The organism is Barrientosiimonas endolithica, assembly GCF_030296655.1.
GTDB lineage: Bacteria > Actinomycetota > Actinomycetes > Actinomycetales > Dermatophilaceae > Barrientosiimonas > Barrientosiimonas humi.
Window position 1 is genome coordinate 2,588,531 of the sequence record NZ_AP027735.1, and the last position, 16,560, is coordinate 2,605,090.

Genomic DNA, 16,560 nt, shown 5'->3' on the forward strand with positions numbered 1-16,560 from the left:
CCTCAGACCTCGACCGGCTCTTCAGGTTCGCCGCTGGGTGCCAGCTCGTCGACGAGCGGCACGACGTCGGCGATCGACTCGCAGACCCGGGTCGGCACGAACGGGAAGCGGTCGACGGCGTCCTTCCGCGTCGATCCGGACAGCACCAGGATCGTCCGCAGCCCGGCCTCCAGACCGCTGACGATGTCGGTGTCCATCCGGTCACCGACCATCACCGTGGTCTCGCTGTGCGCGTCGATGCGGTTCAGCGCGCTGCGCATCATCAGCGGGTTGGGCTTGCCGACGTAGTAGGGCTCGACGCCGGTCGCCTTCGTGATCAGCGCCGCGATCGACCCGGTCGCCGGCAGCGACCCCTCGGTGGAAGGGCCGGTGGCGTCGGGGTTCGTGGCGATGAACCGCGCGCCCGCCTCGATCAGCCTGATCGCCCGGGTGATCGCCTCGAAGGAGTAGGTGCGGGTCTCCCCCAGCACGACGTAGTCCGGCTTGCGCGAGGACAGCACGTAGCCCACGTCGTGCAGCGCCGTGGTCAACCCGGCCTCCCCGAGGACGTACGCCGACCCGCCCGCACGCTGGTCGTCCAGGAACTGCGCGGTGGCCAGGGCCGACGTCCAGATCGACTCCTCCGGCACGTCGATGCCCGACGCCAGCAGCCGCGCCCGCAGGTCTCGCGGGGTGTAGATGGAGTTGTTGGTCAGGACCAGGAAGCGACGACCGGTCTCCTGCAGCCGGGCCAGGAACTCGCCCGCCCCGGGGATCGCCTGCTCCTCGTGCACCAGGACGCCGTCCATGTCGGTGAGCCAGCACTCGACGGGCTTGCGGTTGGTCATGGGCACAGTGTGTCAGGGGTAGGTCGATTCGGGCCCGGGTCGTGACCAGCGGGAACCTCGACTCCTCACCCTGCCCGAGCACCGCTCCAGCCGATCTACCCGCACCTGGCCTACTTCCATCGCAGCGAATACTTACGCTGCCAGATGCACCAGTCCGGCGGCACCCACACTGACATCAAGAGGAAACGAGGTTCATGCAGAAGCGGTCGAGATCCTCAACGGTCGACCCGCCCTGTGGGTTGTGGGCGCCTGCCGAGTAGAGCTCCCCGCCCGATCGACATTGAGTCACGACTCGACCGGAACTGCTCACGGAACACTGACATCCTCTCGTTCGACGACGCATTCGCGATCCTACCCAGACCAGTTTGGACTGGTATGCCGAAGTACACCGACGAGCGGACTACATGACTTGACCAAGAGGCGCCCCTGCAGCGGCATCCCCAGCATTGCACATACCCGCACCGAACTTACGTGATGATGCCGAGGAGCGCTCAGCAAGGGACCCGATCAGGGATCAGCCCGGTTCACGGGAACGTAGACCTGACCGTAGTTGCTCCCGATCGTCTGATACCGATCCAGAAAAATGGGGGCCGGCAGGACGCATCCCGACCAGGAGCCGCGAAAGAGCTCGTTCAGCACCTTCGGAAACGTATGGGTTGCCAGGGCGTCGACTGACCAATATGCAGTCAGGTCGACGCTCCAACTGACGTTCTACCGGAAGTCGATGCAGGACCTCAAGACTCACCCATGACCCCATCGCTGCACTATCCGCCGGGAGCCACAAATACGCACCAGCAACCCCAATAACTAGCGAACGCGAGTCACGTGGGCACCGCGCTGCGAGCGCTTCTACGGCACGGGTACGCGTAACGGAGCTTTCCGATACCCAGAGGCCAGCGGCAGGGCCGGAGGTGATCTGATGCCTGGACTGAAAGGTTGTCCCTTCGCTGAACACCACGGCCGTCAAGGCCGCCGCACTGATGAGTGCAGGAAGAATGGATCCAACCCGTGCTGCTCGGCTCCAGGTCGAAAACTCAAGACTAGACTCGCGATCGCGCGTCAACGGATTTCTTTCATGGTTGCTGTATCTACTTCCAACTTTCACCGGCCTTGGGTCCTGGGCGTCCCTGCAGCCTGGCCAATCGGGTGCACAGGTCACGCTGTTCAGGGTTTGGGCAGCATTTCTGGCGGTAATCGCCTTTGCTCTCTTCTTTGGGGCCCAGCGCCCCTTCCCGTCCTCGCTGCCCGGCGTGGCATGGTACCTATTTTTTGCGGCGATTTTGATGCAGGGCCTCTTTTTATTCTCTGGCCGCAGCTATGTCTGGTTCGGTAGTTGGCGAGAGTACCTTGGGTTCCTTGTAGCCACTCTGGTTGCGACCACTGTTTTCTTCATCCTTCGGAGTGATCCAGCAACTAGGGAACCCTTCCTCCACGGATTTCAGCTTAGCTTCTGGATATTCGGGCTGTTCGCACTTCTCGAAGTGATTACCGGGTTTCACGTCCTCCAGTTCACGAGCAGGGGCTGGATTTTTCCTGCTCGATCCGCCGCCGCAACCTTTAACAATCCGAATGACCTTGCTGTCTTCTTGACGCTGAGCCTGGTCGCGCTTCTTGCTTTGCCGTCGCCCAAATCACAGGTATCTCGGATGATTTTCCCCCTGGGCCTGCTGACGGTCGTGGCGTTCGCAGGCGGCAGTCGTGGCGCACTGCTGGGGGACTTGTTATCGGCATTCTTGTGATGCTGTCGTACCCGCGTTATCGCGTCCACGCCATCGTTTTCGGCGGCCTCGCGATCTGGCCAACCCTTGTGCTGCAGTCCGCGCTCTCGCCACCAGCAGGGCCCGACCAATCTGCCGAGCGACGAATGGCACTAATGGGAGACGCTTGGGAGCTGTTCCTACGGGCACCGGCATTGGGCTCGGGGCCCGGCAGCTTCGAGGGGTTCTGGTCGCAGCGGTACAACTATCCCATCGAGCTTGCGGCGCCGCCACACAGTCTCTTGCATGAGCTGCTGTCTGAGTACGGACTCTTCGTCACTGTCCCGCTAGCGCTGTCGCTGGCTGTTGTCGCGGTACGAGCGATACGGCCCATGCTTTCGCGCAACGGTGCCGATGTTCAGAGTTTCATCGGTCCGTCGTGGATCCCTGCGCTCATCTTGGCGGCTCTCCTGCCCTCATCGGTGATCGCCGCTCCCTGGTTCTGGATCTGGCTCGCAGGGGTGATCGCAATTCAGATCAACCAACATCAGAGCTCTGAAGTGACGAGTACTGGGATCACCGGACGTGCTCACTCGGTGGAATCTGGCTCATCCGAATCGAGGGTGTAGTTGCGGTCTGAAGCCGCCGGTCTCGAGCAGGCTTCTGGCGATGTAGTTGGTCAGGTTGCGGAACCCGAGTGCGGATCCGCGCAGGTGTTCGAGCCTGCCGTTGATCGCCTCGGTGGGTCCGTTGGACGTGCCGGGGCGGTCGAAGTAGGCCAGCACGTCCTCGGTGCGCTTGGTCAGCGTCCGGCCCAGCTTCGTGACCTCGACCAGGGCCTTCGGGACGCCGGTGCGGATCGAGTCGATGAGCGTGACCATCAGCTCACGCCCACGGTGCCGGTCCTGGTGGCGGTACGCCTCGATCATCCGCTGGTAGACACCCCAGGTCGCCTCGACCTCGACGTGGGCGTCGTCGGCGAACAGCGTGGTGAGTCGGTCGGCCTGCCTGTCGGTGAGCAGGTCAGCACCCGTCGATGAGGTCCGACGCGCGGCGTAGAGCGGATCGCCCTTCCTGCCGCGGTGACCGTGGATGGCTTGTTGGACCCGGCGTCGGCACTCCTCGAGCGCCTCGCCGGCCAGCCTCGTGACATGGAAGGGATCCATCACCGTGGCCACGCCGGGCAGCTCCTCAACGGCGGCGGTCTTGAACCCGGTGAACCCGTCCATCGCCACGACCTCAACACCGTCACGCCAGGCCTGATCACGGTCGGCGAGCCAGCTCTTGAACGTCTGCTTGGAGCGGCCCTCGATCATGTCGAGCAGCCTCGCTGGGCCGGTGCCGTCGCGGACCGGGGTCAGGTCGATGACCACGGTGACGTACTTCTCGCCCCGCCGGGTGTGCCGCCACACGTGCTCATCCACGCCGATCACGGCCACGCCGTCGAACCTGGCGGGGTCGTGAATCAGCAGGCGCTTGCCCTTCGGCCAGGACCGCGTTGTTCGCGGTGTCCCACGCGACCCCAAGTCCTTCGGCGACCCGAGCCACGGTCAGGTGCTGGACCACGATCCCGACCACCGCCCACCGCACCGCGGCCCGGGTCAGCTTGGCCCGCGGCTCGGCCGCTGCGCTGGTGTCCTGCCGCCACACGTGACCACATTCGCCGCAGCGGTAGCGACGGATCGTGACCTCCAACGTCGTCGGCCGCCAGCCCAGCGGCTCGTGCGCCAACGGACGCACCACCGTGTCCCGCGGTGCGCCCTCGCACCCACAGCGACGACACCACTGGTCGGGTTCGACCACCCGGCACGCCAGCACCGCCCGGTCAGGCTCGAGCCGCTGCCCCGTTACCTCAAGACCCAGCTCATCGAGCCGGCAGAACGTGGTGAGGTCAGGGCAAGCGAAGAAGGTAGCGTCAGGCACGTCGAGGTCTTCCAGATGGGCAGCGTGAGAACTCCCATCCTCGGAAGACCTCGACGCCTACGCCCGGACCGACGCGCCCGCACGCACTACACCCTCATCTGGGAAGAGCCTGGAATCGCTCGCCTAGCACCTCGTGCACGCAGAAGGCCGCCCCGCGTTCGTGCGGGGCGGCCTTTCGCGTCAGGGGCGAGGGCTCAGCCCATCGCCTTCTGCAGGTTCTCGTCGATCGCGGCCAGGAACTCCTCGGTCGTCAGGAACTCCTGCTCCGGCGAGATCAGCAGCGCCAGGTCCTTGGTCATCTTGCCCGACTCGACGGTCTCGATGCAGACCCGCTCGAGGGTCTCGGCGAACTGGGTGACCTCGGGGGTGCCGTCGAGCTTGCCGCGGTGCGCGAGGCCGCGCGTCCAGGCGAAGATCGAGGCGATCGGGTTGGTCGAGGTGGCCTTGCCCTGCTGGTGCTGGCGGTAGTGCCGCGTCACCGTGCCGTGCGCCGCCTCGGCCTCGACGGTCTTGCCGTCGGGGCTCATCAGCACCGAGGTCATCAGCCCGAGCGAGCCGAAGCCCTGCGCGACGACGTCGGACTGCACGTCGCCGTCGTAGTTCTTGCACGCCCAGACGTAGCCGCCCTCCCACTTCATCGCGGCGGCGACCATGTCGTCGATCAGCCGGTGCTCGTAGGTGATGCCGACGGCGTCGAACTTGTCCTTGAACTCGGTGTCGAAGACGTGCTGGAAGATGTCCTTGAACTGCCCGTCGTAGGCCTTGAGGATCGTGTTCTTCGTCGACAGGTAGACGGGGTACTTGCGCTGCAGGCCGTAGTTGAACGACGCCCGCGCGAAGTCGCGGATCGAGTCGTCGAAGTTGTACATGCCCATCGCGACGCCGCCGTCGTCGCCGAACTCGGCGATCTCGTACGTCTGCACCTCGCCGCCGTCGGCCGGGGCGTACGAGATCGTCACCGTGCCGGCGCCCGGCACCTTGAAGTTCTGCGACTTGTACTGGTCGCCGTGCGCGTGACGGCCGATGACGATCGGCTGCTTCCAGCCCGGCACCAGCCGCGGCACGTTGCCGATGATGATCGGCTCGCGGAAGATCACGCCACCGAGGATGTTGCGGATCGTCCCGTTCGGGCTCTTCCACATCTCCTTCAGGCCGAACTCCTCGACCCGCGCCTCGTCCGGGGTGATGGTGGCGCACTTGACGCCGACGCCGTACTCCTTGATGGCCTTGGCCGCGTCGACGGTCACCTGGTCGTCGGTGGCGTCGCGGTTCTCGATCCCGAGGTCGTAGTACTTCAGGTCGACGTCGACGTAGGGGTGGATGAGCCGGTCCTTGATGAACGCCCAGATGATGCGCGTCATCTCGTCACCGTCGAGCTCGACGATGGGGTTCTTGACCGTGATCTTCTGCATGGACGAAGGGCTCCTAGACAGCGGGGTGACGCTCGGGGCACCGGCCGAACACGCCGGTTGCGCGGTCGCTAGCCTATCGCCCGCCCCGGCGCCGATTTTCAGCGGGCGGCGCGCCGCCAGGTGATACACAAGTCACACCGCCCCCACCTTCGCGCGTAGTCTTGAGGGTGCACGGCACTGCCCCGCACGAAGAACACGGATGGAGACGACTCGGGTGCGATCGGGACGAGCGGACGGCGCCTTCGAGCGGTCGAGCGCGGGACGTGCGCGATGACCAGGCGCAACGAGGTCCCCAGGACCAGGGTCCAGCGACGCCACCTCGCGACGGTCGAGGAGGTCAAGGAGATCGCCCGTGAGCGGCTGGTCCGCGAGGGCGCGGCCACGCTGTCGCTGCGCGCGATCGCGCGCGACATGGGCGTCGTCCCGTCCGCGCTGTACCGCTACTTCCCCAGCCACGCCCACCTGCTCGAGGCGCTCGCCGACGACGCCGCGACCTCGATGCTGGAGCACGTCCGCATGGCCGGCGCCGTGCTGCCCAGCACCGACCACCGCGGCCGGTGGGTCGCCCAGCTGCGGGCGTACCGCGCCTGGGTGATGAGCCACGTGCCCGGCTACACCCTGAACTTCGGCCCCGCGCCCGAGCGGCACACCGAGCACCCGCCCGACGACGTCGTGCGGCGCATCGTCGCCCAGCTCGCCCGCACGCTGCAGGACGCCGACGCCGACGGCACCCTCGACCTGCTCAACCACCCGATCAGCGAGGTCGTCGGGGTGACCCTCGAGGTCCCCGCGATGCACGACACCGACATCGACCCCAAGATCTTCAGCATCGCGCTGGCCGCCTGGACCGCGATCCACGGCATCGTCGCCCTCGAGGCCACCGGCCGGCTGCCGCTGACCGACAAGGCCGCGGACGACTACTTCGAGGCGCAGCTAGCGGGGCTCACCCTCGCCCTCGGGTTCGACGACCAGTGACAGCCGCTGCGGCGGCCCGTCGAACAGGCCGTCGCTGAACTCGCTCGCCCGGTTGCCCCCAGGGAAGCGCAGCGCCGCCTGCACGAGCGTGTACGCCATCGGCAGCACCTCCAGCAGGTCGGCCGACCACTGGTCGCCGTAGAACTCCACCGCCCAGGCCACCGCGTCGGGGTCGTAGCCCCCGACCAGCAGCACCTCGCGCACCGACGTGCCCTGGAAGCGGGCGCGGGTGCCCGCGGGGGCGTCGCTCATCAGCACGTGCAGCCCCACCCCGTCGACCACCGAGCTGACGGGGATCCCGTCGTCGTGGTGCGGGCCGGCGTCGCGCGCCTGGAAGCGCAGCTCGAGCCGGGTGCCCGCCGTGTCGTCGCGGATCGCCCGCCAGCCGGAGGCGTTGACCGCCCGGCCCAGGGCGTGCGCGACCGCGGAGATGCGCATGCGCGTGCTGTCGCGCTCCATGCCGTCGAGATCGTGCAGCACGCGGTAGGCCACCTCGGCGAACGCCCGCGGATCGACGCGGCGGTCGTCGGACTGCGGCAGGCTCGCCGCGTGGCTCCGGAACTCTCGGTGGAGTCCGCTCATCGGTGTTCCCTCCCCTGACAAACCTTCCACATTCAACAGGTTCGGCGGGCGGAGCGCACGTCGGTCGCCGATTCCCCCAGAAACGACCTCAAGCGGGAACAACTTGCACCCACGACTGCTGGTTGACCCGGCTGGGGCCCCAGGCGATGTCGACGACGCCCAGCGCGAAGCCCCGCCGCCGCAGCTCGGTGATGGTCCGCCCAAGGTAGGACAGCTGCCCCGAGCCGCACTGCACCACGTCGTTGCCGTCGTGCAGCAGGATCAGCGCCTGGTCGACCGCGTTGCCGACGACGTACTTCTGTACGCCCGCCGCACCCGGGCACTCGAAGTCGCCCGGGAGCGGGTTGGTCCAGTGCCACAGCACCCCGCCCCACATGCCCTGCTCGCGGATGACCGCGTTGCCGTCGGCGGTCTCCTCCCCGAACGGGTAGCGGAACAGCACCGGCCGGGTGCCGGTGATCTGCTCGATGGTGTCGTTGGTGCGCACGATCTCGGTGCGCGCCTGCTCGGCGGTCAGCGACGAGAACCGCGGGTGGCTCCAGGAGTGGTTGCCGATGACGTGGCCGTCGGCGGCGATCGCGCGCACCAGGTCGGGCCGGGCCGCGGCGTGCTCGCCCTGCAGGAAGAACGTCGCCTTCGCGCGGTAGCTGCGCAGCGTCGACAGCACCGTGGGCGTGATCTCGGCCGACGGGCCGTCGTCGAAGGTGAGCGCCACGAGGCCGGCCGAGCCGGGCGCGGTCGCCCGCGCCCACCCGGGCGTCGCCGCGGTCGCCCGGTCTGCGGGGAGCAGCGCCAGCGGGGCCGCGGCGGCGGCGCCCAGCAGCGTGCGGCGCCGCATCACCGGCGGGTGGCCCGCGCGCCCCGCAGCACGATCCGGTAGAGGACGAACAGGGTGAACAGGATGGTGACCGTCAGCAGCAGCCCGTGCAGGGCGCCGACGGCCGTCCCCATGCCGGCGAGCGAGACGTAACCGGTGTTGACCAGCGGTCCGTTGCCGTTGTCGTACATGTCGTGTGCTTCCTTCTGTCGTTCCGATGTTTTCGGTGTGATCTCGGTGGTGGTCGGTCGGTGGGCGCTACCAGTTCTGGTCGGCGCCCCGGAGGCTGCGCACCACGGCGACCGCGGTGCACGCCTCGAGGAAGAGCCCGTAGAAGTCCTCGATGAGCATCGGCAGGACGATCGCCATGTCGCGCCAGTCACGGCCCGGGACCCGCCAGGCCGAGGCAACCCGGTCGAACCACATGATCGCCAGCGGCACGAGGCCGAGCAGCGACAGCGTCATGCTGAGCCCGAGCGCCAGGATGAGCACGACGTACGCGATGAACACCAGGCGCATGAGCATCCCGAACGCGAACAGCACGTAGGCCGCGATGTCGCGCCGGGTCCCCCAGACCCAGCCGCGCTTGCGGCACTCGTCGACGCCGCCGCGGCCCCAGCGCTGCCGCTGGGTCCACAGCTCGCCGAACGTCTTCGGGGTGTCGGTGATGACGTGGGCGCCGTTGGAGGCGCGCACCCGATAGCCCTGCGACTTCAGGTCGAGCGTGAGGCCGTAGTCCTCGATCAGGCTCGTCTCGTCCCACGGCCCCCGCCCGGCGCGCACCCGCGGCAGCCGGCGCAGCACCTCGCCGCGATACATCGCCGCCGCACCCGAGGCCACCTGGATGCGCCAGCCGCGGATCTCGCGGTTGTCGTCGTAGCGGGCGTACTCCAGCCGCTGCAGCCGCTGGGCCAGGCCCTTGGCGTCGCGCGCCCAGTAGCGCGCGCACACCGCGGCCGAGCTGCGGTCGGCGAGCATCGAGGCCACCAGCTGCTCGATCGAGTCGGGGCGCAGCACCGTGTCGGCGTCCATCGTGAAGACGACGTCGGCGTCGCGGGCGTGCAGCGCCCACGCCTGGTTCAGGGCACCTGACTTGCGGTGGGGGTTGTCGACCGTCTCCATCACGACGACCGGGAACTCCCGGGCGATCTCGACGGTGCGGTCGGTGCAGTTGTCGGCGACGACGACGATCGTGGTGGGCGGCACGGTCTGCGTCAGCAACGACGTGATGGTCTGCGCGACGCAGTCCTGCTCGTTGTGCGCCGGCACGATCGCCACGATCTCGGGGACGACGAGCCCCGCCCGCAGCCACGAGCGCATCCGACGGCTTCCGTGGGTGCGCCCCAGCTCCGGTCGTTGAATCTTGTCCCCTGCCACGAGAGAACACTGTTCTCGTTAGCGAGCACCGTTGTCAACTGTGATGAACGTCCCCTTTGCACGAATTTTACGTTACCGAAGGTTACTGGCGCGTGAAGTCACCCCGAAGTGGGGGCTTGGATCGTCGCTCGGGGGAGCGCGCGCCCGGACGGCGCGGGCCTACTCCCCCGGGACGACGGGGTTCTTGGGCGTACGCCCGGCGCGGCGCAGCGTCTCGCGCGCCAGCGCGTCGACCGAGTCGACGAGACGAGGATCACGTCCGAGGTTGTGCTCGTCGTACGCCACCGACAGCTCGGTGCAGCCCAGCACCACGACGTCGCTGCCCTTGGCGACCATCGCGTCGACCAGCGCGAGCAGCGCCCCGAGGTCGGTCGACAGGCCGGCCTTGACCTGGTCGTAGATGATCCGCATGACCTCGCGCTGCTCGTCGTCGCTGGTGTCGACCGGCTCGCCACCGAGCGCCCGCACGGCGTCGGCGTAGATGCCGGCCGCGCGGGTGCCGGTCGTCGCGAGGATGCCGACGCGCGGAGGGCGGCCCTCGGCGCGGGCCGCGGCCTGCTCGACCGCGGCCGTCGCGGTGGTCTCGACGATGTCGATCATCGGCACCGAGACCTGGTCCGCGACGGCGCGCAGGAACGGGTGCGCGGAGTTGCACGGCACCGCGATCAGCTCGGCGCCGATGCCCTGCAGCCGCAGCGCGTCGGCGAGCAGCACCGGGGCCGGGTCGGGCGCGGCCGGGTCGGTGAGCCGGGCGGTGCGGTCGGGCGTGGTCGAGTGGCTGAGCAGCACCGCGTCGAGCTGCTCCTGGTCGGACTCGGCCGGGGTGAGCAGGGTCAGCACCCGCAGGAACGTCGCGCCCGCCAGCGGCCCGAGCCCGCCCATGATGCCGACGACCGGGGCGGACCAGCCCTGCTCGGCCGTCACGCGGATCTCGTTGTCGCTCATGACGATTCAGGCCTTCTCGCGCTCGGCGTCACGCTTGGGCGGCGGGTAGACCCGGAAGTACTTGCGCACCTGGTTCGCGCCGTACGCCCCGACGTAGGCCCAGCGCTTGGGGTGGGGGTCGCGGGCGTACATCATCGGGTTGGTGACCTTGCCGCGCGCGACGAGCGAGAGCACCTTCTTGCGCAGGTCGCCCGGCAGGTAGCGCAGGACCAGCGGCACCGGCAGCGAGGTGTAGAGCTCCTCCTTCGCCGACTCCACGAGGCGCGGCTCGTCGGAGAGGTCGCTGCCGTCGACGTACTGCTCGACGTAGTAGCGGGCGGTGTTGACCCCGCCGGCGTTGACGTAGAAGTTGGACCGGCCGAGCCGGGGTTGAGCTCGAAGAACTTGGTACGTCCGTCGCGGGGGTCGTACTTCAGGTCGAAGTTGGCGTAGCCGCGCCAGCCGACGTGCTCCAGCAGGCGCACGGCCTCGTCGAGGACCGCGCGGTCCTGACCGGTGATGATCGCGGCGGGGACGCCGAGGGTCTCCGGCAGGTGCTCCTCGAGCAGCACGTGCCCGAAGGCGCCCATGCGCACCTTGCCGGCGCGGTCGCAGTAGCAGGTGAGGATCCGCATGCCGTCGTCCAGGCCGGGGATCATGTCCTGCAGGATGAAGGTGCCGGGGTAGCCGCTGTCGTGGACGCGCTGCATCAGGTCCATCAGCTCCTCGCGGGAGCCCGCCGTGTGCACCTTCTGCTTGCCGGGGAAGTCGTAGCGCTCGTACGTCGCGGAGTTGCCGGTCTTGGCGATGATCGGGAAGCTCAGCCGGGAAAGCCGCTCGCGCAGCTGCGGGTCTTCCTTGAGCTGCTCGTGGCGGGCGACGTCGTAGACCACCGTCTCGGGGTGGGCGATGCCGAGCTCGCTGCACAGCTCGGCGAACTGGGCCTTGTCGGTGAGCCGGTCGATCAGCGCGAGGCCGGGGTAGGGGATCGTCAGGCGCGGCTCGAGCCGGTCGCGCAGCGTGACGATGCGGCGCACGAGGTAGTCGGTGCTGGTGAGCAGCAGCAGCGGGCGGTCGCCGAACCGCTCCCCCAGGCCCTGCAGGTGGGCGACCAGGGCGTCGTCGTCGTCGAAGTCGGCCAGCCGGGAGACCTCGATGATGCGGCTGTTGGCGACCGGGCCGGCGCCGAGCCGGGAGACGGCGACCGAGATCGCGGCGTACTCCTCGTGGAAGCTGCGCGCGAGGCTGTAGGTCGAGGCGTCGGCCCCCAGCAGCACGGGCACGAATCGTTGGTCGTCCGGAACGGTCGTGGCACTCACGCCGCCACCCTAGGCTGCCGGGGTGGACGACGACGCGAGCACCACGACCCCCGCCGCCGATGCGAGCGAGACCACACGCCCGGCCGAGCCGAAGGACGAGCTGGTCACGACGGCGCACACGCTGAAGGTCGGCCGAAAGACGTTGCGCTACAAGGCGGCTGCCGGTCGGCTGGTGCTGCGCGAGGACGTGTTCAAGGACGACGTCTACCAGGGCCGGCGGGCCAAGGCCGAGGTCGGGCTGACGGCGTACACGCTCGACGAGGGGGCCGACGCGGACGCGACGACCCGGCCGGTGACGTTCGCGTTCAACGGCGGGCCGGGGTCCTCCAGCGTGTGGCTGCACCTGGGCCTGCTCGGGCCGCGCCGCGTCGTCGCCGGTGACGCGGGCGGGTTGGCGCGCCCGCCGTACGCCCTCGCGGACAACCCCGAGTCGCTCCTCGCGGTCAGCGACCTGGTGCTCATCGACCCGGTCTCGACCGGCTGGTCGCGCGCCGCGGAGGGCGAGAAGGCCAAGGACTTCCACGGCTACGCCAAGGACGTGGAGTCGATGGCCGAGGTGATCCGGCTGTGGACCACCCGCAACGCGCGGTGGGGGTCGCCGAAGTTCCTCGCGGGCGAGTCCTACGGCACGACGCGGGCCGTGGCGCTGGCCGAGCGGCTGCAGAGCCGGGAGGGGATGTACCTCAACGGGCTGATGCTCATCTCCTCGGTGCTGGACTTCGGCACCCTCGACTTCGAGATCCCGCGCAACGACCGGGCGCACGCGCTCTACCTGCCGCACTACGCCGCGACGGCGCACTTCCACGGCAAGCACGGGCGCCGGTCGCTGCGCTCGGTGCTGACCGAGGCCGAGACGTACGCGGCGGGCGAGTACCCGCGGGTGCTGGCGCTCGGCAGCCGCGCGTCGGCGACCGAGCGGGCCGAGGCGGTGGCCACGGTGGCGCGGCTGGCCGGTCTGAGCGAGGACTACGTCGACCGGGCCGACCTGCGCATCGAGCACTGGCGCTACTACGGCGAGCTGCTGCGCGACGAGCGGCGCACGGTCGGCCGGCTGGACTCGCGGTTCACCGGGGCGGCCGCGTCGGCGATCGCCGAGTCGATGGACGCCGACCCGTCGATGGACGCGATCATCGGGCCGTACGCCACCGCCTGGAACCACTACGCCCGGGCCGAGCTCGGGCTCGACTCGGACGCGCCCTACCGCGTGTTCGGCGACGTGCACCCTTGGAGCTACAAGGATTTCGAGGGCAAGCCGATCTACGTGCTCGACAAGCTGGAGCGGGCGATGCGGCAGAACCCGCACCTGCGCGTGCACGTCGCGTACGGCTACTACGACGGCGCCACCCCGTACGCCGCCGGCCAGGACGCCCTCGCCCGCACCAGCCTCCCGCCCGAGCTGCTGGACAACATCGAGCACCGGTTCTACGAGGCCGGCCACATGATGTACGTCCACGAGCCCAGCCGCCTCCAGCAGAGCAAGGACCTCGCGGACTTCGTCGCCCGCGCCACGTGACGCCCACGCCCAGGCTGGTCGAGTAGGCCGCGAGGGACGAGCCGCTACAAGCCGGTCGAGTAGGCGGCGAGGAACGAGCGGCCGTATCGAGACCCTGCTCAGCCCCCGAAACCCTCTCGCCCCGCGGCTTTACTCTGGGGCGGCTCGTGCGCCACCCGCGAACCCCGTGATCCTGCGGTGGCGCACCACGTGCCCCAGAGTAAAGCCGCCGCCGAGCCATTCCTCCGTCTCGGCCGAACGGCCGATACCGCCGCCGCACAACCGGTCTCGCGGCCGATGTGGCGGCACCCCCGCGATTCCTACCGTCGTGGCCATGAACTCGTTGAACTCGATCTGGCAGGCCCAGCAGGGTCTCGATACGGCCTCCGCTGGCGCTCCGGCCTACTCGACCACCATGGGCGGCGCTCCGGCCTCCTCGACCACCACGCGCGCCACCACGGGCGCTCCGCTGCTGTCGGTGCGCGGGGTGGGGCACGCGTACGGCGACACGACCGTGCTGCACGGCGTCAGCTGCGACGTCCCGCAGGGACGAGCCGTGGCGCTGATGGGGCCGTCCGGCTCCGGCAAGACCACGCTGCTGCACCTGATGGCCGGCATCCTGGCGCCGCAGCAGGGCAGCATCGTGCTCGCCGGCGACCAGACCGACCTCGCCCGGCTGGGCATCGAGGAGCGAGCGGCGTTGCGGCGCAGCCGGTTCGGTCTGGTGTTCCAGTCCGGCCAGCTGCTCGGTGAGCTCACCGCCGTCGAGAACGCGGCGCTGCCGCTGATCGTCGACGGGGTGGCCTACGCCGATGCGCTGGCCCGGACGTCCGAGCTGTTCGCGCCGCTCGGCCTCGGCGGTCTCGACGCGCGCCGGCCGGGTGAGCTGTCCGGCGGCCAGCAGCAGCGCGTCGCCATCGCCCGCGCGATGGTCACCCGCCCGCAGCTGCTGCTCGCCGACGAGCCGACCGGCGCGCTCGACCGGCGCACCGGCGAGGAGGTCATGACCCTGCTGCTGCAGGCGCAGCGCTCGCTCGGCGCCTCGCTCGTGCTGGTCACCCACGACCCGGAGATCGCCCAGCGCTGCGACCTCGTGCTGCACCTGCGCGACGGCCGCATCGTCAGCGCCAGCGAGGGGTCCTGCGATGAGCACCAGCGCCCTCCTGGCCCGCCGCATGCTGCGCGGCGGCGGTGCGCGCGACCTGCGCACCCACGGCCTGGCCGTGCTCGCGACCGCCGTCGCGGTCACCGTCATGCTGCTCACCCTCGGCGCCGTCACCGGTCTGGCCGACCGCGACGGACGGACCGCCTGGCTGCGGCCCGCCGCCTCCGACGACGCCGTCGCGGTCCAGACCACGAGCACGACGTACGTCGACGGCAAGCCGCTCACGCTCGTGCACCTGGCCGCGCTGCCGGGTGAGCGCGGCAGGGACCGCGCGCTGCCCGCGCCGCCCGGCATGGACGCCTTCCCGGAGCCCGGCGAGGTCGCCGTCTCCCCGCGCTGCGCGACCTGCTGGCGTCGCGCCCGGCCGACCAGCGGCCGGTGGGTCCGGTCACCGCCGAGCTCGGCACCGACGGGCTGATCGGCCCCGACCAGCTGGTCGCGGTCGTCGGCGCCCGCCCCGGTGACGCGGTGCTGCAGGGCCCGGCCTGGAGCTCGGCCAACACCCCCGGCGACTTCGCCGGCCCGACCGAGATCCGCGACTTCACCGGCAGTCCGGCCGCGGCCGAGAGCGACGAGCGCGGCTACGTCCAGCTCGCGCTGGTGGCCTCGATCCTGCTGGTCATCCCGGTGCTCACGCTGACCGGCGCCGCGGCCCGGCTCGGCGCCTCCCGTCGCGCCGACCGCCTCGCACGGCTGCGCCTCGCCGGCGCCTCCGGGCGCACCGTCGCGGGCGTCGCGGTCGTCGAGGCCGGGGCGATCGCGGTGACGGGCGCGCTCGCGGGGGCGATGGCGTACGCCCTGCTCCTGCCTCTCGTCAGCCGCATCCCGGTCGGCGGCTCTGCGTTCACCCCCGGTCAGCTGTGGGTCGGTGTGCTCGGGCTGCTCGCGGTGACCGCGCTCGTCGCGGCCCTCGGCATCGCCAGCGCGCTGGTGCCGGTGCGGCGGATCCTGCGCGACCCGCTCAGCGTCGCCCAGCAGCACGCCCAGTCGATGCCGCTGCTGTGGCGCGTGCTCGCCGCCGGCGCCGCGGCCCTGGCCTTCCACCAGCTCACCCGCAACGGCGACACCTCGTCGGTCGGCGTGCTGATCGCGTTCGCCGCGGTGTTCGGGGTGCTCGCGATCGTCGGCCCGGTCGTGGTGACGCTGCTCGGCCGGATGGTCGTACGCCGGGCGCAGCGCCGCGCCGACAGCGCCCGGCTCATCGCCGGCCGCCGGCTGCTGGACGACCCCCGCGCCGGCTGGCGCAGCGTGTCCGGGCTGGTCATGGCCAGCTTCGTCGCGGGCTTCCTCGCGCTGTTCTCCGTCGGTGGCGGCGGGGTCGTGTGGGGTCAGGAGCGCGAGCTGGAGATCGCCGTGACCGCCGAGCAGGCTCCCGGCGCGCTCGCGAAGGCCCGGTCCGCCCTGGCCGACGCCGACGTCGAGGCCACCCCCGTGCGCGGCGACGACAGCGGCGCGCTGCTCTTCCTCGACGCGGGCGAGCGCGCGTGGAGCACCGTCGTGGTGCCGCTGCCCGCCGACCCCGCCGAGGAGAACCGCGCCCGCGCGGCCGTCGCCCGGGCCTTCCCCGGCGCGCCCACCGCGAGCGGCGGCGACGTGGAGAACCGCGCCGACCAGTTCGCCCGCGACTTCCGCGCCGCGAGCGTGGTGGTGCTGCTGGTGTCGTTCCTCGTCGCCGCGGCCTCGACCGGGATCGTCGCGGCGGCCGCCGTGCTCGACCGCCGGGAGAACTACCGCCGGCTCTGGCAGGCAGGCGTCCCGCTGCCGACGCTGGACCGCGCGCGGGTGCTCGAGAGCACCTCGCCGATGGTCGTGTGCGCCTCGCTCGCGGTCTTCGCCGGGCTGTTCGCCGCGGCACCGATCACCCTCGCCGGCGGGTCGGTCAGCGGCACCGGAGCCCTGCTGCTGGTGCTCACCATCGTGCTCGGCGCGGCCGGCGTGCACCTGGCGATCCGGGCCAGCCGCGGCCTGCTCCGCTCGGCCGCGCAGTCCTGAGAACCGTTCCGCCCCAACCTGATTCGTCCCTCACCACCACCCTGCACAGAGATCGGAG

At 70.1% G+C, this 16,560-nt stretch carries 15 protein-coding genes and 1 pseudogene; 6 read left to right on the plus strand and 10 right to left on the minus strand.

Translation table 11 applies throughout. The features are described from left to right. Positions 1-2: 2 nt before the first annotated feature. A complete protein-coding gene (locus QUE40_RS13130; protein ID WP_289231258.1) occupies positions 3-827 on the minus strand; it encodes an HAD-IIA family hydrolase in 825 nt (274 codons plus the stop codon). A 1,079-nt stretch (positions 828-1,906) separates the two neighbouring features. Between QUE40_RS13130 and QUE40_RS13135 the strand changes: the two genes are divergently transcribed. Further along, positions 1,907-2,566, plus strand: coding sequence for a hypothetical protein (locus QUE40_RS13135; protein WP_289231259.1), 660 nt, complete (start codon positions 1,907-1,909; stop codon positions 2,564-2,566). Continuing rightward, positions 2,566-3,153 carry an O-antigen ligase family protein gene (locus QUE40_RS13140; protein ID WP_289231260.1) on the plus strand — a complete coding sequence of 196 codons (588 nt, stop codon included), beginning with the start codon at positions 2,566-2,568 and terminating at the stop codon, positions 3,151-3,153. The genes QUE40_RS13135 and QUE40_RS13140 overlap by 1 nt, the downstream gene beginning before the upstream one ends. Here QUE40_RS13140 and QUE40_RS13145 read toward each other — a convergent pair. Both QUE40_RS13145 and QUE40_RS13150 read right to left on the minus strand, forming a co-directional pair. Continuing rightward, a pseudogene (locus QUE40_RS13145) lies at positions 3,133-4,447 on the minus strand (ISL3 family transposase). The gene QUE40_RS13140 and the pseudogene QUE40_RS13145 sit on opposite strands and share 21 nt — an antisense overlap. 194 nt (positions 4,448-4,641) lie before the next feature. After that, positions 4,642-5,859 carry an NADP-dependent isocitrate dehydrogenase gene (locus QUE40_RS13150; protein WP_142006116.1) on the minus strand — a complete coding sequence of 406 codons (1,218 nt, stop codon included), beginning with the start codon at positions 5,857-5,859 and terminating at the stop codon, positions 4,642-4,644. 270 nt (positions 5,860-6,129) lie between these two features. On the opposite strand from QUE40_RS13150, the gene QUE40_RS13155 reads away from it, so the two are divergent. Then, complete coding sequence (locus tag QUE40_RS13155) at positions 6,130-6,834, plus strand: TetR/AcrR family transcriptional regulator (protein ID WP_289231261.1); 705 nt, start codon at positions 6,130-6,132, stop codon at positions 6,832-6,834. On the opposite strand, the gene QUE40_RS13160 is transcribed toward QUE40_RS13155, so the two are convergent. The 7 genes from QUE40_RS13160 to QUE40_RS13190 form a co-directional block, all read right to left on the minus strand. Beyond that, entirely contained in the window at positions 6,793-7,416 is a 624-nt protein-coding gene (locus QUE40_RS13160; RefSeq protein WP_289231262.1) for a hypothetical protein, read from the minus strand. The two genes, QUE40_RS13155 and QUE40_RS13160, sit on opposite strands and share 42 nt — an antisense overlap. A gap of 88 nt (positions 7,417-7,504) precedes the next feature. Next, positions 7,505-8,254, minus strand: coding sequence for a polysaccharide deacetylase family protein (locus QUE40_RS13165; protein ID WP_289231263.1), 750 nt, complete (start codon positions 8,252-8,254; stop codon positions 7,505-7,507). Next, the gene (locus tag QUE40_RS13170) at positions 8,254-8,424 is read right to left on the minus strand and encodes a hypothetical protein (protein WP_289231264.1); all 171 of its coding nucleotides are present in this window, start codon (positions 8,422-8,424) and stop codon (positions 8,254-8,256) included. The genes QUE40_RS13165 and QUE40_RS13170 overlap by 1 nt, the downstream gene beginning before the upstream one ends. A 67-nt stretch (positions 8,425-8,491) precedes the next feature. Then, positions 8,492-9,553 carry a glycosyltransferase family 2 protein gene (locus tag QUE40_RS13175; RefSeq protein WP_289231265.1) on the minus strand — a complete coding sequence of 354 codons (1,062 nt, stop codon included), beginning with the start codon at positions 9,551-9,553 and terminating at the stop codon, positions 8,492-8,494. Positions 9,554-9,769: 216 nt separating this feature from the next. Then, entirely contained in the window at positions 9,770-10,555 is a 786-nt protein-coding gene (locus QUE40_RS13180) for an aspartate/glutamate racemase family protein (RefSeq protein ID WP_289231266.1), read from the minus strand. A 6-nt stretch (positions 10,556-10,561) separates the two neighbouring features. Next, positions 10,562-10,729, minus strand: coding sequence for a hypothetical protein (locus QUE40_RS13185; RefSeq protein WP_289231267.1), 168 nt, complete (start codon positions 10,727-10,729; stop codon positions 10,562-10,564). Further along, positions 10,687-11,853, minus strand: coding sequence for a carboxylate--amine ligase (locus QUE40_RS13190; RefSeq protein WP_289231268.1), 1,167 nt, complete (start codon positions 11,851-11,853; stop codon positions 10,687-10,689). The genes QUE40_RS13185 and QUE40_RS13190 overlap by 43 nt, the downstream gene beginning before the upstream one ends. Positions 11,854-11,875: 22 nt before the next feature. Between QUE40_RS13190 and QUE40_RS13195 the strand changes: the two genes are divergently transcribed. The 3 genes from QUE40_RS13195 to QUE40_RS13205 all read left to right on the plus strand — a co-directional run bounded on the left by QUE40_RS13195 (position 11,876) and on the right by QUE40_RS13205 (position 16,502). Further along, the gene (locus QUE40_RS13195) at positions 11,876-13,366 is read left to right on the plus strand and encodes a S10 family peptidase (RefSeq protein WP_289231269.1); all 1,491 of its coding nucleotides are present in this window, start codon (positions 11,876-11,878) and stop codon (positions 13,364-13,366) included. A 313-nt stretch (positions 13,367-13,679) separates the two neighbouring features. After that, positions 13,680-14,765 carry an ABC transporter ATP-binding protein gene (locus tag QUE40_RS13200; RefSeq protein ID WP_289231270.1) on the plus strand — a complete coding sequence of 362 codons (1,086 nt, stop codon included), beginning with the start codon at positions 13,680-13,682 and terminating at the stop codon, positions 14,763-14,765. 123 nt (positions 14,766-14,888) lie between these two features. Next, positions 14,889-16,502: an ABC transporter permease family protein gene (locus tag QUE40_RS13205; protein ID WP_289231271.1), complete on the plus strand. Its 1,614-nt coding sequence runs from the start codon at positions 14,889-14,891 to the stop codon at positions 16,500-16,502. Positions 16,503-16,560: the final 58 nt, after the last annotated feature.